This is a genomic window from Venatoribacter cucullus (genome assembly GCF_016132445.1).
Taxonomy (GTDB): domain Bacteria; phylum Pseudomonadota; class Gammaproteobacteria; order Pseudomonadales; family Oceanobacteraceae; genus Venatoribacter; species Venatoribacter cucullus.
Genome location: NZ_CP046056.1, coordinates 1,625,937 through 1,644,132, shown reverse-complemented (window position 1 = coordinate 1,644,132; position 18,196 = coordinate 1,625,937). Strand labels below are relative to the sequence as shown.

The window sequence follows — 18,196 nt, the reverse complement described above, 5'->3', positions numbered from 1 at the left end:
GCAGGGCGGCAAAAATTAACCTGCAGTTTGCAGGGGTATCAGAGGTTATCCGGGCTGATCTGGCACAGCGTACAGTCACCGGTGCCGCTGCTGCCTTCGCGATAGCGCACCCGTATACGGGGGCCTTGTTGCGGAATAATCACAAAACGGCGGCCGTCACGGCCGCTGGTGGGCGTATTTTCTGTATTCTCAGCCGGGCGGGTCTGAGGATGATCGGCCGTTGGTGGCACAGGGTCGGATTTATGTTCGGGTGCTGTCATCAGCATTGCCCCAGTTCGCGCAGTGCTTCGCTGGCGGTAAAGAAGATCCGTCCCGGTGCCAGTTGCGGCAACAGGTCGGTGCGTTGCAGGCGGTCCATCACCAGACCTTTGAACTCGGCCAAATGCAGTTGTACGCCACGTTCGCGCAGATCCTGTAACAGATGCTGCAGGGTTTCGAGGCCGATGTAATCAATATGGTTAATGGCACTGCCGACCAGCACCACGTGCTGCACAGCGGGGCGTTGCTGCAGGCTGTTTGCAATGGTTTCCTGCAGAAAATGGCTGTTGGCAAAGTACAGGTTTTCGTCGATACGGATCATCAGTACGGTTGGGCTGGTGCCCACCTGATGACGGCGGATATTACGGAAATGGTCGCTGTTGCCGACCCGGCCGATTTCGGCAATATGAGGTTCGCTGGTGCGTTTCAGAAACAGTACCAGCGACAGCAGCATACCCAGCAGAATGCCGCTTTCGGCACCGCCCAGCAGTACGCCGGCAAAGGTCATCAGCCACACCAGACCATCACTTTTCTGATAACGCCAGGCCTGCCAGCCCTCGGCAAAACGGATTAACGGCCATACGGCCACCACAATAATCACCGCCAGAACGGCATTGGGAAGGTTCATAAATAAACGGGCGGCGAACAGACAAATAACCGCCACCAATACCGCCGTAATAATACTGGCCAGTTGGGTTTTGGCGCCGGCCGCATGGTTAACCACGCTGCGGCCAAACCCACCGGCGACCGGAAACGCCTGGCTGAACGCCGCCACCAGATTGGCCCCGCCCAGGGCCAGCAGCTCCTGGTTGCTGTGCAGTTTCGGCCCACGCCGGTCAGCCAGTGATTGCGCCACCGCCAGACTTTCCAGATATCCGATTAACGCAATAACCGCGGCCGAAGGCAGTAATGACTGCCATTGCGGCCAGGTCAGCCAGGGCAGTTGCAGGGCCGGCAAACCAGCCGGTAATTCGCCCACCACCTTCACCGGCAGTGCCAGCCCGCTGACCGCTGCAATACCGGCGATTACCAGCACCAGCGGTGCGGCTTTGTTCAGCAAACTGGCCAGCCACTGTGGCAGGCGGCGGGTAAGACGGGGCATGCCTTTTTGCCAGCTCAGCAACAGCAGTAAAGCCAGAGCAAACAGCAACAATACATCCGGGCGTAACTGATCGCTGGCGCTCAGCAGGGTTTGAATGGGTTGCCACAGCGGGCCATCGGACGGAATCGGCAGGCCGGTGACATGGCGGATCTGGCTCAGCACAATCAGGATGGCGGCGGCACTGGTAAAGGCAGAAATAACCGAGTGGCTGATAAAGTTGGTCCAGCGCCCCAGATCAATCAGAAAAAATAACAGCAGCCATAAGCCGGTGAGCAGCGCCAGGCCCGCTGCCAGCGCCATATATTCGCTGCTGCCGGGGCTGGCCAGTGGCTGCAGGGCTTCAAAGGTCATTAACGAGATAATCGCCACCGGGCCGACTGCCAGCACCGGGCTGGTGCCGAGCAGGGCATATACAATAACCGGCAACAACGCCGCATACAGACCGGCTTGCGGCGGCATACCGGCCAGCATGGCGTAGGCAATGGCTTGCGGGGTAATCAGGATGGCGACAATCAGGCCGGCCGTGAGGTCGGCACCCAGCCAGTCGCGGCGGTAATTCTGCAGGGTGTTAGTCAGCCGCATGAGGGGCTCCGTCACGGTTGATGCCGCAGTACAGACTGTTCAGCACGGTAATAATACGTTCGGCTTTGTCATCGCACAGTTGGTAAAAAATGGTTTGTGCATGGCGGCGGGTGGCGACCAGATGTTCGCTGCGTAACCAGGCCAGATGCTGTGACAGTGCCGACTGGCTGAGTGGCAGGCGGCGGGCCAGTTCACCGACCGATACTTCTCCTTCACGCAGGCAGCACAGAATATTCAGCCGGTGTTCGTTGGCCAGTGCTTTCAGCAGCCGCACCGCCTGCTGCCGGTGTTCGGCCAGCGCGGCATGGTCGCTGCCGGATGACGGCAGGGAAGGGGTGGTTGTCATAAGCCAGCTCCGCAGCGGACAGATATGGTCAGGTATTGTATATCGAATATTGCTAAATAAGAATGTACTAATATAATCGGCAGCATTCAGACGACGGAGTACCAGTAATGAGCGCAGTCACCATCACCAGTTTTCTGCATGAAGACACCTCGACCTACACTCATGTGCTGACCGACACCGCCAGTGGCTGTACCGCCATTATTGATCCGGTGCTGGATTTTGATCAGAAGTCCGGCCGTACTGCCACGGTAGCTGCCGACCGGGTGCTGGAACATATCCGCAATCAGGGCCTTATCCTGCAGTATGTATTGGAAACCCACGCCCATGCCGACCATCTGAGCAGTGCTGATTATATCCGCCGCCAGAGCGGTGCCCGGGTGGTGATTGGCAAGCCTATCGTGCAGGTGCAGGAAACCTTCCGCAAAATCTTTAACGAAGACGAGCGCTTTCAGGCCGATGGTCACCAGTTTGATCTGTTACTGGGCGAAGGCGATGAACTGGCGCTGGGCAACAGCCTGATCCGGGTGATGAATACCCCCGGCCATACCCCGGCCTGCATCAGCTATGCGGTTAACGGTACCGATGTTTTTGTCGGTGATACGCTGTTTATGCCCGATGTCGGCACCGCCCGCTGCGATTTCCCCGGGGGCGATGCCGGTACCCTGTACGATTCCATTCAGCGCTTACTGGCGCTGGGTGATGAGGTGGTGCTGCATCTGTGCCACGATTACCCGCCGACAGACCGGCCGATGAGTTCGCGCTGTACGGTGGCCGTTCAGAAAGCCGCCAATATTCATGTGCGAACCGGCATCAGCCGGGACGAGTTTATTCAGCTGCGCAGCCGGCGTGACGCCACCCTGGATATGCCGCGCCTTATTTTGCCGTCGTTACAGGTGAATATCCGCGCCGGTGCTTTTCCGGAGCCGGAAGCCAACGGTGTTGCATACCTGAAATTACCGCTGAACCTGCTGTAAATCAGCCGTTCTGTCATCTGGCTGCAGCATGGCTTTGGCATTTACGATAATTTCTATTAGTCTGGAATCATCGTAACCAAAAGGAATAAGCCATGCTGGCGAACAACCGCTGGGTGCGTGCATCGGGAACGCTGCACGATAAGCCCATCAGCATTCAATACCGCGAAGACTGGGCGCTGGCCAAAGACGCCGGCGATTACCCGATCTGCGTACAGATTGCCTGGAATGCCGCAACCACTGACGACAGCACCGGCTTTCCGGCGCTGAGTGAACAGAGCGCGATTTTAACCTTCAGTGAACACCTGCAACGGCAGGCGGAAGCGGAAGAGAATGCCCTGATTCTGATGGTGATTACCCACGCCGGAGTCAATCAATGGATTATCTATGCCCGCGATCTGGAGAGTTTCAAGCAGGCGCTGGACAGCATTCCGACCAGCGCTGGCCTGTATCCTATCGAAGTGGTGGCTGATGAAGATCCGCAGTGGCAGACCTTCAGCCAGGTTTATCAGGTGATTCAGCCGCAGCCCTAGCCGCTTCTTCCGCCAGCCGGCGGGCTTCCAGTTCCGCCAGTTCGGCTTCGACCGCGACCGGGTTTTCCAGTGAAATCCGGCCGATTTTTCCCGCCCGCAGTTCATGCAGACACAATTCCGCCGCCTTATGCAGGTCGACAATACCACCGGGTTTCAGACACCCGCGGCGAGCGGCGATTTCGTGCAGGGCTGCACTGGCGGTTTCCGGTTGTTGTTTAAAGCGGAAACGTTCGCTGAGCTGTTGCGGGTATTCGCGCACCAGATAGTCCAGAGCGTGCATGGCCACATCTTCGTATTCCATGGCGGTATCTTTTACCGCGCCACTGGCGGCCAGCCGGTAACCGCTTTGTTCGTTCTCAAACTTGGGCCACAGAATACCGGGCGTGTCCGACAGGATGATGCCGTTTTTCAGGTCAATCATCTGGTTGGCTTTGGTCACCGCCGGTTCGTTACCGGTTTTAGCCACATAGCGACCCGCCAGGGCGTTAATGAGGGTGGATTTACCGACGTTGGGAATGCCCATAATCATTACCCGGATGGCCTGCTTTTTCTCGCTGCGGGCGCTGCCTACCTGCTTGGCCAGAGCGATCAGTTTTTTCACCTGATTACGGTCTTCGGCGACTAGGGGCAGGGCGCGGGTATTGTGCTGGCGTTCAAAGTATTCGACCCACCGGGCTGTAACCTCAGGGTCGGCCAGATCGGCTTTGTTCAGCACTTTAATGCAGGTTTTGTCGCCCTGCAGCTCGTCAACCAGAGGGTTGGTACTGGAAAAAGGCAGGCGGGCATCCAGCACCTCAATCACCAGATCAATATCCGGCATTGCCTCGCTGATTTTCTTGCGGGCTTTGTTCATGTGCCCTGGGAACCATTGAATTGCCATAGCGTGCTTTCCGGTTGACGAGTGTTTGAAAGGGCGGCACATTGTAAAGCAAGGCCGGTGGAGAGCAACCGCTCATCCTGTATTGCCTTGCGCAGCCGGATGGCTTTGCCCGACACAGGCTTGTCACAATTTCAGGTTACCGTCATCTGAGTCACGGTTCAGATGCTTTTGATCGGATTGGAGACAACCACTATGGATGTTTTGCAGGAAGACTTTGTACGCAGTGTCCGTAAACAAGGCCGGCATGCCTCAGCAACGGTATCAGGACAACGTCTGGAAGGTTTTTTGGTCGGTAATAAGTTCGTCTTTCCCGACCCCATGGATGTGTTATGGCGTCAGGCCGGGCCGGGTGAGTTCCGCGAATTGCGCATCTGGCGTAAATAACGGCTGTTAAAGCTCAGCAACGGCGAAGCAGATTGCTCCGCCGTTGCCGCAGGCATCAGCCCGCAAACATCGACAGCGCCGGAGCCGGCGCTGAGGTGGTGTTTTCTTCTTCATTACCGGCACTGATGGCCGGGCTGCTGTCCGTGCTCACCAGGTTTTCCTGCGTGTCTGCGTTATCCGTTACCGTATCTGCCTGAGTCCCGGCTTCCATGTCATTGCTGATGTCAGCAGACGGCTCAGCATCCTGCTCAGCGGTATTTCCGGTACTGGTATCTGAGGCTGACAGACGGGCTTTCTTGCGCTCCAGCTTGGTAATCTGGCGGTCATGGTTGGCCCAGACACCGGTCTTGATTTCAACATTACGCACGCCGTTTTCTTCGGCAATCTCATCGGCAATAGCGCGCGCAGCGTCATCGGCATCGCGGGCCAGCAGCTTACGTTCACCGGCGTCAATGCGGGCAAACAGATCAACCAGTGCATTGGATAATACTTCCTGAGCGATCTCGTCGCGGGTTTTGCGGAAGCGGCGGGCAATCACATTCAGCATGGCCAGATCGTTGGCGTCCAGGCGGACCGTCAGTGCAGCCAATGTCATTTCCTTTTCGCGCAGCGCCTTCTCTTCCTGATAGTAACGGTCAATCAGTGACTGAGTGCTGGTGGTATCGATATCCTGCATGATGAGCTTCCGTTAAGTAGTTTCTGTGTCGTTAGGGCAAAGGCGGTACTGTAGCGAAGGCCGGCGTTGGTGTGCAACCGCAGGCACCTGATTTATAGTGGCGCCTGACCTTAACCGATGGAGCTGGCCCATGACCATTGCTGATCAAATCCGCACCAAACTGGCGGTTCTGAACCCCGAACATCTGGAATTACTGAACGAAAGCCATATGCACGCCGGCCCGGCAACCGACTCACACTTCAAACTGGTTCTGGTCAGCGCGGCCTTTAACGGCCAGCGGGTGGTGGCGCGCCATCAGCAGATTTATAAGCTGCTGGCCGCAGAACTGCAGGGGCCGGTGCATGCGCTGGCCTTACATCTGTACAGCCCTGACGAATGGCAACAGGCAACCGTACCGCCATCGCCGCAGTGTCAGGGCGGCCATTGAGTTACTGACAGGCAGGGTGCATAAAGAGCCATAACCAATGCCAGATTGGCATAACTGCACCTATTGAGTGCCGGCCCAAACAGGCATCCTCCGGGCTGAGGATTACGGGTGAATGTATGCAAAGAATGACTGCCTGGCAGTGCGGATTAATCCTGATCCTGTCGCTGTTGATGTCGGGAGTCAGTGCCCAGACGCAGAACTGGTCGCTGGAAAAGCAGGATGACGACAACCGTATCCGGGTTTACACCCGGATCAATCCGGATTCGCCGTTAAAAGAGTTCCGTGGTGTGATGCAGGTACAAAGCAGCTTAACGGCGCTGGTGGCCCTGATTGAAGATCATCACCACGCGGCGGAATGGATTCATCAGTGCCGCGCCATTGATATTATCGAACGTCCCGGCGCCGAAGAGATTATGTTCTATATGGTGACGGGAGCGCCGTGGCCGGTAAAAGACCGCGACAGCGTGGTACACAGCCTGCTGCAGCAAGATCCGGATACTCACACCGTACGTATCGATATGGCGGTGCGTAACGATGTTTTTCCGCCCAACGAAGACATGATCCGAATTACCGATATGCAGGGCTTCTGGCAATTCCGGCCATTAGCGGCCGGCTGGGTGGAAGTGACCTATCAGGTGCATGCCGATCCGGGGGGCGGTATTCCGGGCTGGCTGATTAACAGCCTGGTGGTGGATACCCCGTACTACACCTTGCGCAATATGCAGAAAAAAGTGCAGGAACCGCGTTACCAGCAGGCCCGCCTGCCGCACGTACGTAACGTTCCTGACAGCTCCCTGTAACAAAACGGTAATAAATCCTCTCTAGCATCGCGGCCATCCAACTTTCTTCTTAGGTGGCCCCTGATGTTCCGGCAACTTTCTGCAGTCTTGTTAACGGTTTTATTCTCCTGTCTCAGCCTGGTAAGCCAGGCTTCCGTACTGGATACGCTGCCCTCCGACAGCAAGGTGCGGCTGTTTGCCATTCATGGCTCTAATACCATCGGTGAAGAACTGGCGCCCAATCTGCTGCAGAAGTGGTTCCGGGATGCCGGGTTATCGCAGGTTCGGATTGAGCCGACCGGTGTGGAAAACGAACGTCTGATCAGTGGCCGCCACGAGAAGCTGCGCACCCGGGTAGAGGTACTGGTGGCGGCCCATGGTTCCGGTACCGGTTACCGTTCGTTGCTGGATGGCAGTGGCGACATCGCTGCCTCTTCCCGCCCGATTAAAGACAAAGAATATGACTTGCTGAAACCGGTAGCGGATATGCGCTCGTTTGCTACCGAGCATGTGGTGGCTATTGATGGTCTGGCGGTGATTGTGCATCCGGATAACCCCATCAGCGAACTGAGTGTTGACCAGATTGCGGCGATTTTTTCCGGTGCGGTTCAGGATTGGTCGGAACTGGGTGGCTTCCGTGGCGCCATTCATCTGCACGCCCGGGATGATAAATCCGGTACCTGGGACAGTTTTAAAAGCATGGTACTGGATGATCAGCCACTGGCTGCCAATGCCCTGCGTTATGAATCCACCGCTGAATTGTCCGATGCGGTGGCGGCTCAGCCGGGTGCGATTGGGTTTGTTGGTTTATCGTCGGTGCGCTCAGCCAAAGCCATTGCCGTGTATGACGGTACGTCACGGGCCATGCTGCCGAACAAACTGACGGTGGCCACCGAAGATTATGCCCTGGCACGGCGCTTATTTTTGTATACCCGTGCGCAGGTAAAACCGGCCGTAGAGGAATTTATTCAGTTTGCGCTGGCCGACGCCGGCCAGCAGATTGTGGCGGATACCGGCTTTGTGTCACAGGAAGTCATGGCCGTTCTGCCGGAGTTTTACCACGAATTACCGCAGGAATTCCGTCAGCTGACCGAAGACGCCCAGCGTTTAACCCTGAACTTCCGCTTTGAGCAGGGCAGTGCGCGGCTGGATAACAAGGGCCTGAAAGATCTGCAGCGGTTGGTGCGTTACCTTGAGGCGCAGCCGCAGGCCGAACTGGTGCTGGTGGGTTTTGGTGACCCGAAAAAAACCGAAAATCGTTCGCAGTTATTATCCAAACTGCGTGCTATGTCGGTACGGCGGGAGCTGGTGCGCGAAGGTATTTACCCGCAGGCATCGGTAGGTTTCGGGGATGATCTGCTGGTGGCTTCGGTGGAAGGCGAAGATGGTCGTCTGAAAAACCGCCGCGTCGAAGTGTGGGTGCGGACACCGGGCGCGCAGATTGCTCCGCCAGCCACGCAGCCGGTAATGAATAATCTGGCCGGGGCCGAATAAATCCGCTGGCATCATAAAACGGGTGGTTAGCCGGCTAACAATGCCAAGGTATAAAAAAACGGGGCCTGGCCCCGTTTTTTTATATCGGAATAACGCTGTTTAACGCCTTTATTCGGCGTGCAGCATCAGATACAGCTCAACCACCGCAGCCGGAATATTGGCGCACATCTGGTTGGATAAATCGACGTCCTCGTCAATGTCGGCCATTTCCGGCTCATCCATAAACAAACCGGAGGCGTACATAATGGGGAACAGATGCTGCGCAACGGTTTCTTCGTTGCGCGCGTACCATTGTTCTTCCTGCAGCAGCACACCGGTCATAAAACCCATGGCCCAGCTTTCTACCGGTGGCTCGTCTTCGTCATCCAGCAGGGTTAAATCGCAGGGCACCGGGAAATCCTGACCGGAATCCAGCCAGGCCTGAATTTCTTTGCTCAGTTTCAGCAACAGGCTGTTCACCTGCTCTTGTTCGGCTTTGCTGAACCCCAGCTGTTCGTCAAAAGCGCAGTCCCAGATCTGTTGTACCGAAAACTCGACCGGGCCGGCGATTAACGCGGTCATCAGACCGTGGACGGCGAAAAAATCAAAACTGTCCTGCCGCTCGGCTTCGTCTTCCAGCAGGACGCCGAGGGTTTCCAGTTCGTCTTCAGAAAGGGATGGGATACTATTGAGATCTGACATGGGGTACTCCTGAAATAGCTGCTCATCCTAACAGGCTTATGACTGCGCGAAAATCTTACCGGCAACAATTTATGCTGACGCTGGGACAGGAAGAAGTCCCGGTGCTGGTATCGGCTATGCGGCGCAAAAGTATGCGGCTGCAACTGAACAGCAGCGGTGAGATTGATCTGCGTATTCCGCTGGGCACTGCCAAAGATCAGGTGCTGGCGTTTGTTAAGCAGCATCACGACTGGTTAGTGCAGCGGCGCAGCGAATTTCGCCAGCGGCGCCAGGCGCGCAGTGAGCATTTGCTGGTGCAGGGCCGGCAACTGCCGGTGCGCGAAAGTGCGCTGAGTGAGTTTATGGTGTCGGAACAAGCGGTGTGGGTGCCGTCCGGCTGGAGCGTTGAACAAACCCAGCTGGCGCTGGATACCTGGTTGCGCAGCCAGGCCAAACTGGAATTTACCCGCATGATCGAACGCTGGTGGCCGGCTTTTTCGCCCTTTGCCAGCCAGCGGCCGCAATTGCGGATTAAGAAAATGCGTACCCGCTGGGGCAGTTTGTCGCAACGTGGTTACATCAATCTGAATCTGGCATTAATGCAGCTGCCCGAACACCTGCTGGAGCTGGTGGTGGTGCACGAACTTTGCCACCTGAAACACTTTGACCACGGGCCGGGATTCCGTGCCTTAATGAGCCAGTGCCTGCCCGACTGGCGAACGCGCGAGCAGCAACTCAGCCAGCTCGCGCGGTTGCTTTAACCTGATACCTCAGCGGTTTTTAACCGCCGGGTTAATCCAGGCCTGGGAATACCAGTAATACCAGCCGGGGCTGTTTTTGCTGGGAGCGGTGCAGTTGTAGCGGTCACGCCCTGCTTTAATCGGACCACGGGCAGCGGTATCAATCTGAATACCCTGCCCGGTTTGCTGCACTTTGGTTGGAATAGCGCCTTCGGCACCCGAGTAGCATTGAATCTGGCGGGCATATAAGTCCGTGCTGCTGAAGGTCAGGGTTAAGGCTGGCGGGTTGTTGTCGGTACTCAGCACCGGCTCGACCGATTGTTCCGCCGGGATAGGAAACGCCTTGGTATAGAGCTTGGTACGCAGTGTTTTCGGATTGGCATAAATGCCGGCAGCCGGATAGCGTGGTAACGCCTGAAAATGCGAGCTGGTACCGACCGGGCCGGACTGTTGCCCCAGGGCAATGTAGCCTTGCTGCTGTAGCCAGTCGCGCACGGCAACGTTGTATTCACCATAGGGGTAAGCCAGTATTTTATGGCTGGTGCCTAATTCTTTCTGCAGGCGTTGTTCGGCGCCGTTAATTTCCATCTCCAGCCAGTCCGCCAGTTGGGTATTTTGTGGCGGTTCAATCAGGTAAGGGTGTGATTGCGTGTGGTTGGCAATTAAGCCGCCGTGGTTTTGCATATCGCGCAGCTGATCCCAGCTCATCACCACATTGTGGCGTTCGTCCACGGCCCTGGTGTTAACGAAGACGGTAAAGGGCCAGTTGCGGGCTTGCAGACGCGGAAAGGCGTTGTCGTAAATAGAAACGTAGGCATCATCGAAGGTAATCGCCACGGCTTTTTCCGGCAGGGCAATACCAGCGCGGATTTTCGCCAGCGCGTCTTTTAAATCGACCACCACCATATTTTCCTGTTCCAGCAATTGCATATGTTCTTCAAAACCTGCGGGACTGATGCTGGTAACCGGCGGCGTGTCGGTAGCGATATGGTGATACTGCAGAATCACCAGCTGGGCGTTGGCGGGCAGGGCAAGAAAAAGGCTGAACGAGGCCAGCCAGTGCGTGATTATTTTCATAAGTAGCGTTGCCGTAAGCGTTGATAAGCGGATTGAATATCGCGGAAGCGTTCTGGCTGTCCACCGCGATCCGGGTGATGGCGCATGGCCAGTTTTCTGTATTGTAGACGAATTTCCCCGGCATCCGTGGGCGGCTGTAATTCCAGTGTGGCCAGGTCAGCGGCTTCATCCGCCGGTTGCAACAGGCGTTGCCAGAAGTTACGCAGTAACTGTTCGATGTCGTCATCAGACGTTTGCAGATGCTGCAAATCCAGATAATACGCCGCCAGAGGATCGTGCTGGTCGGGTTGCTGTTGCTGGCTGTGCGCCGGCCAGGGGTGCTTCTGAATCTGCAGGGCGGAAATATCCAGCAGGGCGCTGCGTTCGTTCGCCCACTGTTGTCGCAGGCTATACAAACAATGCATCAGCAGAAAATGCGCCTGAAACATGGATTGGGGTTCCTGCAGTGCGGTGGGGCTGAACAGCCCTTGTTGCGGCTGCTGCAGCCAGCGCAGTAAATCGTATTCGGAACAGGGACAGCCATCGGCCAGGCGCAGGCTGAGTAAGGCCTGCAGGGGTTGCAGCGTATCCTCAGCGGTCACGCCGGCTCCTTCACGTAATCAATGGCGTTCACATACCAGGTGGCCTTGCCGGCCGGCGTGTTGACCACCACTTCGTCATCCACCTGTGCTTTCAGCAGCGCGCGGGCCATGGGGGAGTCGATGGAAATATAATCGTTGCGGCCGAAAATTTCGTCGTAGCCAACGATGCGGAAACGCAGGCTGTCGCCGGCGTCGTTTTCCACTTCCACCCAGGCGCCGAAAAATACCCGGCCATCCTGCTGCGGGCTGTAATCCACCACCTTGTGGTCTTCCAGCGCTTTGCGTAAGTAGCGCACACGGCGGTCAATTTCGCGCAGTCTTTTCTTGTTGTACTGGTAGTCTGCATTCTCACTGCGATCGCCCAGACTGGCGGCCCAGGCCACTTTGCGGGTTACCTCCGGGCGTTCCACCCGCCACAGCTCATCCAGCTCTTGCTGCAGCCGGTTAAAGCCTTCGCGGGTAATGAGTTTGGTCGCCATGCCGATAACCTTTGTGACGCTGAACAATGAATGCGGCAAGGGTAACATTGCCGGCGCGGAAACGGGAATGCCCGCCGCCCCTTTGCTATGCTGTCTGGTCTGGAACGCAGGAGAATCTTATGAAATCAGCGCTGCTTATGGGCTTTCTGGGCCTGTTGCTGATGCTCAGCAGCGGTAAGCTGTTGGCCGATCCGGCCTTTAGTGCCGTGTATAAAATGCCGGCGGATATTGAATGGGCCGATTCGCTCTGCCCATGGAAGTCGGCTACGGAGACGGGCTATTTGCGGCTGGTGCGCACCCTTGATGATGATCGTCACCGGCTGTTGGTGCAGTGGATCCGCAAGAGTATGAATGAACAGCCCGATGAGGCAGTTTCCACCCGTGTTATTGACGAGCTGGATCAGCTGTACAGGGTGCGCTTACAGCCGCCACAGGCGCAGTTACACCCGGATCATTGCGAGTTGAATATGGTCGCCGAAGATGTGGACAGTGAGCGGCGCTATCAGCTGCAGCTGCGTCTGAAAGGGCCGGGGGAATATCGGCTGATGGTGATTGAAAAATTACCGGGCGATCTGTAATCGCCCGTTTAAACCGATTGCTTAATTAATCGATCTGTACCACATCCAGACGGGTAAACAGATGGCCCTTGTCCTGTTTATCCTGCAGGGTGACAAAATCAAACAGTTCGCGGTCGCCCAGTTGCGACGGTGCCACATTGCACACAGCAGCAAAAATGTTTTCACTGCGGCCGGGCTGCTCACGCTCCCACTGCGCCAGCATGTTTTTAATGTTCTGACGCTGCAGGTTTTCCTGCGAACCACACAGGTTGCAGGGAATAATCGGGAAGCCTTTGGCTTCGGAAAAACGCTCGATATCGCTTTCTTTGCAGTAAGCCAGCGGGCGGATCAACACATGCTTCTGGTCATCGCTTAACAGCTTAGGCGGCATGGCTTTCAGTTTGCCGCCATAAAACATATTCAGAAACAGGGTTTCAATAATGTCGTCGCGGTGGTGGCCGAGGGCGATTTTATTGGCGCCAATGGTTTCGGCAAAACCGTACAGGGTGCCACGGCGCAGGCGCGAGCACAGGCCGCAGGTGGTTTTGCCTTCCGGAATAATTTCCTTCACCACACTGTAGGTGTCTTTTTCGACAATATGGTATTCGATGCCCAGGGTGCTCAGGTATTCCGGCAGAATATGCTCAGGAAAACCCGGCTGTTTCTGGTCCATATTCACCGCCACAATATCGAAGTGAATGGGCGCGCTTTTCTGCAGGCTGAGCAGAATATCCAGCATGGTGTAGGAGTCTTTACCGCCCGACAGACACACCATGACCTTGTCACCGTCTTCGATCATACGGTAATCGTCGATGGCTTTACCGACGTTGCGGCGCAGGCGTTTCTGCAGTTTGTTGAATTCGAGCTGTTGTTTGCGTTCGGTGATGGATTCGATCATGGCGGGCCCCCTGAATTGCGCCCGCTTTATAGCAGAACAAGAGCGGCGAAGGAACCTTCGCCGCAGAAGAGTCAGGGCCGTTTATTCAGCGCTGTGCGCTTTGCATTCGGCTTCCGGGTTCAGGCCAGCCATTTCCCGCAGCATATCCAGATCCTGCAGAATCACTTCCTTGCCCTGGGTTTCGATCAGGCCATTTTTCTGGAAGCGGGTGAACACCCGGCTGATGGTTTCCACCGCCAGGCCCAGATAGTTGCTGATATCGACGCGCGACATCGGCAGACGGAAGTGGTTGGCAGAAAAACCGCGACGAGCATAACGCTGGGAAATATCCAGCAGGAAGGAGGCTACGCGCTCTTCCGCGTTCTTTTTGCTGAGCAGCAGCATCATGTTCTGGTCGTGGCGGATTTCGGTACCCATAGTACGCATTAATTGTTTGCGCAGATCGGGCAGGTCATCGGCCAGGGTATCCAGCTGCGGCAGCGGAATTTCACACACGGTGGTGGTTTCCAGTGCTTTGGCGGTTAACGGGTAGCTGCCATTGTCGTAACCGGACAGGCCAACCAGCTCGGAGGCCAGGTGAAAACCGGTAATCTGTTCTTCGCCATTGCTGGCCAGGGTGTAGGTTTTCAGCGCACCGGTGCGCACTGCAAAGACGGACTGGAAGGTTTCACCCTGCTGGAACAATAACTGACCTTTCTGAATCGGGCGGCCACGACGAATAATGTCATCCAGCCGTTCCATGTCAGAGTCATTCAGTGACAGCGGCAGGCACAAAGCATTCAGGGAGCAGGTTTGGCAGTGTGGTTGGGTACCACGCAGCGGACTTTGAACAGCAGAAGTAGGTTTCATAGCGTCGTCCAATCGGTATCCGGCGGTGCGGAAAAAAGGCTGCGGGTATGTTCGGCACTATCTTGCACTATGTCAAGAATGAAACCAGACGGCAGCCCCGGTCCATAGACCAAAGACTATCAGTAACAGCGCTGCTAGCTGGCGTACTGCCGGGCGGTTCAGCCAGGGCGCCAGCACACTGCCGGCTAAGGTGCTGGCAAACAGGGCTGGCAAGGTGCCAATACCAAAGGCCAGCATGGCCGCCGCGCCCATGGCCGGTGAGCCGTTCGCAGCAACCCAGGCCAGGGTGCTGTAAATCAGGCCGCAGGGCAGTAACCCCCACAGCATGCCCAGCCGCAGCTGGTCGAGCGGCCGGGCAGAACTGATAAAACGGCGGGTGATGGGTTGCAGGGCATTCCACACCGGTTTGCCCAGCTGTTCAAAACGGGTCAGCACCATCCACCAGCGTGCCACATACAAGCCCATCAGAATCAGCATGACGGCGGCGATGCTGCGCAGCACCAGCATCAGGCTGTCGTGCAGGCTGCCCAGCCATAAGCCGGCGCTGCCCACCAGCAAACCGAGCAGGGTGTAGCTGAGCAAACGGCCGCCGTTAAACAGCAACAGTGTTTGCAGCTGGCGTTCGCCGGCCCGGCTGCCAATGGCCGCCGCAATACCGCCGCACATCACCAGGCAATGGCTGGAACCGAATAATCCCAGCAACAGGGCAGTTACTAACGACAGCGGCTCAATCATGGGATTTTGGTGGCTCGTTGGCGGTGTCTGCGGCGGCATCGGGTTTTTGGGGGGCGTGTTCATCGTCATCGAACAGAATACGGTGCGCCGGCGAGTCCATATCATCGAACTGACCGTGGCGTACGGCCCAGAAAAAGACCCAGATGGCGATACTGAGCAGTACAAAAGACAGCGGCACCATGGCCCAGAGTAAGTCCATATTTAATGCTCCTTGGTCGGAATGGCCTGCAGCCATAACAGACGCATGGCATTGGCAACCACCAATACCGAACTTAACGACATCCCGATGGCAGCTTGCCAGGGTTCTACCAGCCCGGACGCGGCAGCCGGCAATGCCAGCAGGTTGTAGCCGATGGCCCAGGCATGGTTCTGGGTAATAATACGCCGGGTTTTACGGCCCGTATCCAGACTTTGCAGTAATACTTCCAGCTGGCCGTTGGTCAGCAGGGTATCGGCATTGGTTTTGGCCAGGTCGCTGGCTTCGTTGACCGCCAGCGATAAATCGGCGCCCGCCAGTACCGGTACATCGTTAATACCATCGCCGACCATCATTACTTTTTCACCGGCTTGTTGCCAGGTGTTAACAGCCGCCAGTTTGTCGGACGGGGTCATGCCGGCGCGAACATCGCTGATGCCCAGTTCGGCGGCAACGCGGGGGCCGGATTCACCCGGGTCACCGGTCAGCAGCGAAACAGCGATGCCGCGCTGCTGCAATCCTTTCACCACGGTGAAGGCGCTGCGGCGCAGGCTGTCGTTCAGCTGAATCCAGCCCAGCGGTTGCTGGTCGCTGGCCAGCAGTAACCATTGGCCGGCGGTATCCGGGGCCGTGATGGGTTGCGACCAGGCAAAATCGGCACGGCCCAGCCGTACGGTAAGGCCCTGCCACTGGCCCTGAATGCCCTGGCCGGAAATCTGCTCCGGCTGGCTGACCTGTGCAGCGTCAATACCACTGAAGGCCCTGGCGATAGGGTGGGTGCTGTATTTCTCCAGTCCGGCGGCCAGGCTCAGCAGTTCGGTTTCGGAAAGGTCGGCTAAGGGAACGACCCGCTCCAGCGTTAGGCGGCCCTGGGTTAAGGTGCCGGTTTTATCAAACACCACCCGGTTAATCTGTGGCAGGGTTTCCAGTACATGGCTTTTGCTGATTAACAAACCCCGTTCGCGCATGGCGGCGGTGGCTGCGGTCAGGGCGGTGGGGGTGGCCAGCGCCAGCGCGCAGGGACAGGTAACCACCAGTACCGATAAGGCAATAAAAAAGGCTTTTTCAACGCCATCCGGCAGCCAGAATAAAAACACCGCCAGCGATACCAGCAACACCGCCAGTACGAAATAACTGGCCACCCGGTCGGCAATGAGCGCCGCGCGCGGCTTGGCCTGCTGGGCGCGGTCGAGCAGCCGCATAATGGTCGACAGCTGCGCATCGGCGCCGGTAGCCGTTACCTGCATCAGTAACGGGCTTTCCACGTTCATGGTGCCGCCGATTAAGGTATCGCCCACTTTTTTGCCCACCGGCATGTATTCACCGGTTAAGGCCGCTTCATCGACCGAGCTGCGGCCTTCCAGCACAATGCCGTCAGCGGCAATGGCCTGGCCGGGTTTTACCCGCAGAATATCGCCGACGTTAATATCGGTAGAGGCAATCAGGACGTCGTCACCGTTTTCTACCCGCAGGGCCAGGTTGGGCAGCAGGGTTAACAGGTTGTTGCCGGCCCGGCTCATGCGGTGGCGGGCGCGCATTTCAAAATAACGGCCAACCAGCAGGAAGAAGATAAACATACAGATTTCGCTGTAGTACACCTCCACGCCCTGGTTAAAGGTACTCCAGATACTGGCCAGAAACGCCAGCATAATGGCCAGCGATACCGGCACATCCATGGTTAAGTGGCGCGCCTGAATATCACGCACTGCCGCGCGGAAGAAGGGGGCGCCGCTGTAGAGGATGACCGGAATGGCCAGAATCATCTGTGCCAGCCGTAAAAACATTTCCCCCTCCACCGTCATATCGGCGTAGGTGGGAATGGCCATCATCATAATCTGCATCATGCCAAAGCCGGCCAGCGCCATACGGCGGATGGCCACTTTGTTTTCTTTCAGGCGGCTTTCTTCCTGCGAGGTGGCCGAAAAGGGCGTGGCTTTGTAGCCCAGCCGCAATAAGGCTTCGATCAGGCTGGATACTTTAATATCGGCCGGACGCCAGCGCAGAAATAAGCGGTGGCTGGACAGGTTGAGCAGGGCTTGTTCCACCCCCGGCAACTGCGCCATGCGGTGTTCAATCAGCCAGCTGCAGGCGGCGCAGCTGATGCCCTCAATAATAAAGGTGGCCTCGGCCGCATCGCCGTCCCGGCCAACAAATTGTTTCTGCAGGGCGTCGCTGTCGTAAAACAGCAGGGTTTCGCGGGCTTCGACGTTGTTGTTATCGAACACCGCCGGGGATACATCCGGCAATTCAGTACGATGCCGGTAATAGTCTTTCAGACCACTGGCGACAATGGTTTCGGCAATGGCTTTACAACCCGGGCAACACATAGGCTGGGGCTGGCCATCAATGATGGCCGTCCAGCGTTCGCCTTCGGTAACGGCTTCGCCGCAGTGAAAGCAGGAGGGTTGCGACGGCTTGGCAGAGGTGTTCATTGGGCGCTTAAAATAACCGCCTTATTCGCCTGGATAAAATCGGTGGTGCGTACGCGCCAGCCTTGTTCCGGGCTTTGCAGCCAGATATGGCGGCGCTGCGGCAACACCAGTTCGTTTACCCCGGCGTACTGGCCGGGGCCGATGCGTTGCAGAAACACATCCAGATCCTGCTCCTGCAGGGTGGGGTGAATCAGCTTCAGCTGCAGTGAGGCCGGCTCGGCTTCGCCGCTGAAATCACCGCTTAACTGCAGCACTGCATCGCTGCTGTTAAAGGTCAGCTCGGCCTGAATGTTCAGGGCAGTGGCTTTGGCGTCCACTTCCACGTTTTCGGTAAAGCTGACACCGTCTTTGTAATAGCTGTCGGAGACCAGCGAATCTTTGCTGCCCAGGGCCAGGTTCAGCATCACAAAACCCCAGATAACGGCCAGCAGCGGAATACCGGCTACCAGCAAGACCATGGGTTCTTTATAAAACGGAGTTACGGGTTCACGCTCGGCTTTCATAGGACTTCTGCACTGTTAAAAATGGCCCAAGTGTACTGATGGGGTACGCTGGAGACC

Annotated in this window: 23 protein-coding genes; 8 read left to right on the top strand and 15 right to left on the bottom strand. The window is 56.8% G+C overall.

Going from position 1 to position 18,196, the window contains the following annotated elements; all coding sequences use genetic code 11:
* Positions 1-38: 38 nt before the first annotated feature.
* Genes GJQ55_RS07780 through GJQ55_RS07770 form a run of 3 tightly spaced genes read right to left on the bottom strand, consistent with a single transcriptional unit; the run spans position 39 to position 2,288 of the window.
* Positions 39-260, bottom strand: coding sequence for a hypothetical protein (locus GJQ55_RS07780; protein WP_228344415.1), 222 nt, complete (start codon positions 258-260; stop codon positions 39-41).
* The gene (locus GJQ55_RS07775) at positions 260-1,942 is read right to left on the bottom strand and encodes a SulP family inorganic anion transporter (protein WP_228344414.1); all 1,683 of its coding nucleotides are present in this window, start codon (positions 1,940-1,942) and stop codon (positions 260-262) included. Before GJQ55_RS07775 ends, GJQ55_RS07780 begins: the two co-directional genes overlap by 1 nt.
* On the bottom strand, positions 1,929-2,288 hold the full coding sequence (locus GJQ55_RS07770; protein ID WP_228344413.1) for an ArsR/SmtB family transcription factor: 360 nt from the start codon (positions 2,286-2,288) through the stop codon (positions 1,929-1,931). The genes GJQ55_RS07775 and GJQ55_RS07770 overlap by 14 nt, the downstream gene beginning before the upstream one ends.
* 107 nt (positions 2,289-2,395) lie before the next feature.
* Between GJQ55_RS07770 and GJQ55_RS07765 the strand changes: the two genes are divergently transcribed.
* Together GJQ55_RS07765 and GJQ55_RS07760 are read left to right on the top strand one after the other, a co-directional pair.
* Positions 2,396-3,262 (top strand): MBL fold metallo-hydrolase, encoded by an 867-nt coding sequence (locus GJQ55_RS07765; RefSeq protein ID WP_228344412.1) that lies wholly within the window; start codon positions 2,396-2,398, stop codon positions 3,260-3,262.
* 92 nt (positions 3,263-3,354) lie between these two features.
* Positions 3,355-3,792: a DUF695 domain-containing protein gene (locus GJQ55_RS07760; protein WP_228344411.1), complete on the top strand. Its 438-nt coding sequence runs from the start codon at positions 3,355-3,357 to the stop codon at positions 3,790-3,792.
* On the opposite strand, the gene ylqF is transcribed toward GJQ55_RS07760, so the two are convergent.
* On the bottom strand, positions 3,755-4,672 hold the full coding sequence (gene ylqF, locus GJQ55_RS07755) for a ribosome biogenesis GTPase YlqF (RefSeq protein ID WP_228344410.1): 918 nt from the start codon (positions 4,670-4,672) through the stop codon (positions 3,755-3,757). The genes GJQ55_RS07760 and ylqF overlap by 38 nt on opposite strands.
* Before the next feature lie 192 nt (positions 4,673-4,864).
* On the opposite strand from ylqF, the gene GJQ55_RS07750 reads away from it, so the two are divergent.
* Positions 4,865-5,056, top strand: coding sequence for a hypothetical protein (locus GJQ55_RS07750; protein ID WP_228344409.1), 192 nt, complete (start codon positions 4,865-4,867; stop codon positions 5,054-5,056).
* 55 nt (positions 5,057-5,111) lie between these two features.
* On the opposite strand, the gene GJQ55_RS07745 is transcribed toward GJQ55_RS07750, so the two are convergent.
* Positions 5,112-5,732, bottom strand: a complete 621-nt coding sequence (locus tag GJQ55_RS07745; RefSeq protein ID WP_228344408.1) for a hypothetical protein — start codon at positions 5,730-5,732, stop codon at positions 5,112-5,114.
* 130 nt (positions 5,733-5,862) lie between these two features.
* Between GJQ55_RS07745 and GJQ55_RS07740 the strand changes: the two genes are divergently transcribed.
* From GJQ55_RS07740 to GJQ55_RS07730, 3 genes are all read left to right on the top strand, one after another.
* A complete protein-coding gene (locus tag GJQ55_RS07740) occupies positions 5,863-6,159 on the top strand; it encodes a BolA family protein (protein WP_228344407.1) in 297 nt (98 codons plus the stop codon).
* A 116-nt stretch (positions 6,160-6,275) separates the two neighbouring features.
* Positions 6,276-6,959, top strand: a complete 684-nt coding sequence (locus tag GJQ55_RS07735; protein WP_228344406.1) for an START domain-containing protein — start codon at positions 6,276-6,278, stop codon at positions 6,957-6,959.
* Positions 6,960-7,022: 63 nt separating this feature from the next.
* Positions 7,023-8,432 (top strand): substrate-binding domain-containing protein, encoded by a 1,410-nt coding sequence (locus tag GJQ55_RS07730; RefSeq protein WP_228344405.1) that lies wholly within the window; start codon positions 7,023-7,025, stop codon positions 8,430-8,432.
* A 108-nt stretch (positions 8,433-8,540) separates the two neighbouring features.
* Here the strand turns inward: GJQ55_RS07730 and GJQ55_RS07725 are convergent, their stop codons facing one another.
* Positions 8,541-9,113 (bottom strand): YecA/YgfB family protein, encoded by a 573-nt coding sequence (locus GJQ55_RS07725; protein ID WP_228344404.1) that lies wholly within the window; start codon positions 9,111-9,113, stop codon positions 8,541-8,543.
* Between the two features lie 38 nt (positions 9,114-9,151).
* Between GJQ55_RS07725 and GJQ55_RS07720 the strand changes: the two genes are divergently transcribed.
* A complete protein-coding gene (locus GJQ55_RS07720) occupies positions 9,152-9,853 on the top strand; it encodes a M48 family metallopeptidase (protein WP_228344403.1) in 702 nt (233 codons plus the stop codon).
* A 9-nt stretch (positions 9,854-9,862) separates the two neighbouring features.
* Here GJQ55_RS07720 and GJQ55_RS07715 read toward each other — a convergent pair whose 3' ends face one another.
* From GJQ55_RS07715 to greB, 3 genes are read right to left on the bottom strand one after another with little or no spacing between them, the layout of a single operon-like run.
* Positions 9,863-10,909: a polysaccharide deacetylase family protein gene (locus GJQ55_RS07715; protein WP_228344402.1), complete on the bottom strand. Its 1,047-nt coding sequence runs from the start codon at positions 10,907-10,909 to the stop codon at positions 9,863-9,865.
* A complete protein-coding gene (locus GJQ55_RS07710; protein WP_228344401.1) occupies positions 10,906-11,490 on the bottom strand; it encodes a DNA-J related domain-containing protein in 585 nt (194 codons plus the stop codon). The genes GJQ55_RS07715 and GJQ55_RS07710 overlap by 4 nt, the downstream gene beginning before the upstream one ends.
* Positions 11,487-11,969 (bottom strand): transcription elongation factor GreB, encoded by a 483-nt coding sequence (greB, locus tag GJQ55_RS07705; RefSeq protein ID WP_228344400.1) that lies wholly within the window; start codon positions 11,967-11,969, stop codon positions 11,487-11,489. The genes GJQ55_RS07710 and greB overlap by 4 nt, the downstream gene beginning before the upstream one ends.
* Positions 11,970-12,088: 119 nt before the next feature.
* Here greB and GJQ55_RS07700 point away from each other — a divergent pair, with 119 nt between their 5' ends.
* Positions 12,089-12,547 carry a hypothetical protein gene (locus tag GJQ55_RS07700; RefSeq protein WP_228344399.1) on the top strand — a complete coding sequence of 153 codons (459 nt, stop codon included), beginning with the start codon at positions 12,089-12,091 and terminating at the stop codon, positions 12,545-12,547.
* 25 nt (positions 12,548-12,572) lie between these two features.
* Here the strand turns inward: GJQ55_RS07700 and ttcA are convergent, their stop codons facing one another.
* The 6 genes from ttcA to GJQ55_RS07670 form a co-directional block, all read right to left on the bottom strand.
* Complete coding sequence (ttcA, locus tag GJQ55_RS07695) at positions 12,573-13,424, bottom strand: tRNA 2-thiocytidine(32) synthetase TtcA (RefSeq protein ID WP_228344398.1); 852 nt, start codon at positions 13,422-13,424, stop codon at positions 12,573-12,575.
* 81 nt (positions 13,425-13,505) lie between these two features.
* Positions 13,506-14,273 carry a fumarate/nitrate reduction transcriptional regulator Fnr gene (gene fnr, locus GJQ55_RS07690; RefSeq protein ID WP_228344397.1) on the bottom strand — a complete coding sequence of 256 codons (768 nt, stop codon included), beginning with the start codon at positions 14,271-14,273 and terminating at the stop codon, positions 13,506-13,508.
* Positions 14,274-14,345: 72 nt separating this feature from the next.
* Positions 14,346-15,008, bottom strand: coding sequence for a sulfite exporter TauE/SafE family protein (locus GJQ55_RS07685; protein WP_228344396.1), 663 nt, complete (start codon positions 15,006-15,008; stop codon positions 14,346-14,348).
* On the bottom strand, positions 15,001-15,207 hold the full coding sequence (gene ccoS / locus GJQ55_RS07680; RefSeq protein ID WP_228344395.1) for a cbb3-type cytochrome oxidase assembly protein CcoS: 207 nt from the start codon (positions 15,205-15,207) through the stop codon (positions 15,001-15,003). Before ccoS ends, GJQ55_RS07685 begins: the two co-directional genes overlap by 8 nt.
* Before the next feature lie 2 nt (positions 15,208-15,209).
* On the bottom strand, positions 15,210-17,636 hold the full coding sequence (locus GJQ55_RS07675) for a heavy metal translocating P-type ATPase (protein WP_228344394.1): 2,427 nt from the start codon (positions 17,634-17,636) through the stop codon (positions 15,210-15,212).
* Entirely contained in the window at positions 17,633-18,139 is a 507-nt protein-coding gene (locus tag GJQ55_RS07670) for a FixH family protein (RefSeq protein ID WP_228344393.1), read from the bottom strand. The genes GJQ55_RS07675 and GJQ55_RS07670 overlap by 4 nt, the downstream gene beginning before the upstream one ends.
* Positions 18,140-18,196 lie beyond the last annotated feature (57 nt).

Coding starts and splice junctions, on each gene's coding strand:
- GJQ55_RS07780 (WP_228344415.1), bottom strand. CDS start 260: ATGACAGCACCCGAACATAAATCCGACCCTGTGCCACCAACGGCCGAT.
- GJQ55_RS07775 (WP_228344414.1), bottom strand. CDS start 1,942: ATGCGGCTGACTAACACCCTGCAGAATTACCGCCGCGACTGGCTGGGT.
- GJQ55_RS07770 (WP_228344413.1), bottom strand. CDS start 2,288: ATGACAACCACCCCTTCCCTGCCGTCATCCGGCAGCGACCATGCCGCG.
- GJQ55_RS07765 (WP_228344412.1), top strand. CDS start 2,396: ATGAGCGCAGTCACCATCACCAGTTTTCTGCATGAAGACACCTCGACC.
- GJQ55_RS07760 (WP_228344411.1), top strand. CDS start 3,355: ATGCTGGCGAACAACCGCTGGGTGCGTGCATCGGGAACGCTGCACGAT.
- ylqF (WP_228344410.1), bottom strand. CDS start 4,672: ATGGCAATTCAATGGTTCCCAGGGCACATGAACAAAGCCCGCAAGAAA.
- GJQ55_RS07750 (WP_228344409.1), top strand. CDS start 4,865: ATGGATGTTTTGCAGGAAGACTTTGTACGCAGTGTCCGTAAACAAGGC.
- GJQ55_RS07745 (WP_228344408.1), bottom strand. CDS start 5,732: ATGCAGGATATCGATACCACCAGCACTCAGTCACTGATTGACCGTTAC.
- GJQ55_RS07740 (WP_228344407.1), top strand. CDS start 5,863: ATGACCATTGCTGATCAAATCCGCACCAAACTGGCGGTTCTGAACCCC.
- GJQ55_RS07735 (WP_228344406.1), top strand. CDS start 6,276: ATGCAAAGAATGACTGCCTGGCAGTGCGGATTAATCCTGATCCTGTCG.
- GJQ55_RS07730 (WP_228344405.1), top strand. CDS start 7,023: ATGTTCCGGCAACTTTCTGCAGTCTTGTTAACGGTTTTATTCTCCTGT.
- GJQ55_RS07725 (WP_228344404.1), bottom strand. CDS start 9,113: ATGTCAGATCTCAATAGTATCCCATCCCTTTCTGAAGACGAACTGGAA.
- GJQ55_RS07720 (WP_228344403.1), top strand. CDS start 9,152: ATGACTGCGCGAAAATCTTACCGGCAACAATTTATGCTGACGCTGGGA.
- GJQ55_RS07715 (WP_228344402.1), bottom strand. CDS start 10,909: ATGAAAATAATCACGCACTGGCTGGCCTCGTTCAGCCTTTTTCTTGCC.
- greB (WP_228344400.1), bottom strand. CDS start 11,969: ATGGCGACCAAACTCATTACCCGCGAAGGCTTTAACCGGCTGCAGCAA.
- GJQ55_RS07700 (WP_228344399.1), top strand. CDS start 12,089: ATGAAATCAGCGCTGCTTATGGGCTTTCTGGGCCTGTTGCTGATGCTC.
- ttcA (WP_228344398.1), bottom strand. CDS start 13,424: ATGATCGAATCCATCACCGAACGCAAACAACAGCTCGAATTCAACAAA.
- fnr (WP_228344397.1), bottom strand. CDS start 14,273: ATGAAACCTACTTCTGCTGTTCAAAGTCCGCTGCGTGGTACCCAACCA.
- GJQ55_RS07685 (WP_228344396.1), bottom strand. CDS start 15,008: ATGATTGAGCCGCTGTCGTTAGTAACTGCCCTGTTGCTGGGATTATTC.
- ccoS (WP_228344395.1), bottom strand. CDS start 15,207: ATGGACTTACTCTGGGCCATGGTGCCGCTGTCTTTTGTACTGCTCAGT.
- GJQ55_RS07675 (WP_228344394.1), bottom strand. CDS start 17,636: ATGAACACCTCTGCCAAGCCGTCGCAACCCTCCTGCTTTCACTGCGGC.
- GJQ55_RS07670 (WP_228344393.1), bottom strand. CDS start 18,139: ATGAAAGCCGAGCGTGAACCCGTAACTCCGTTTTATAAAGAACCCATG.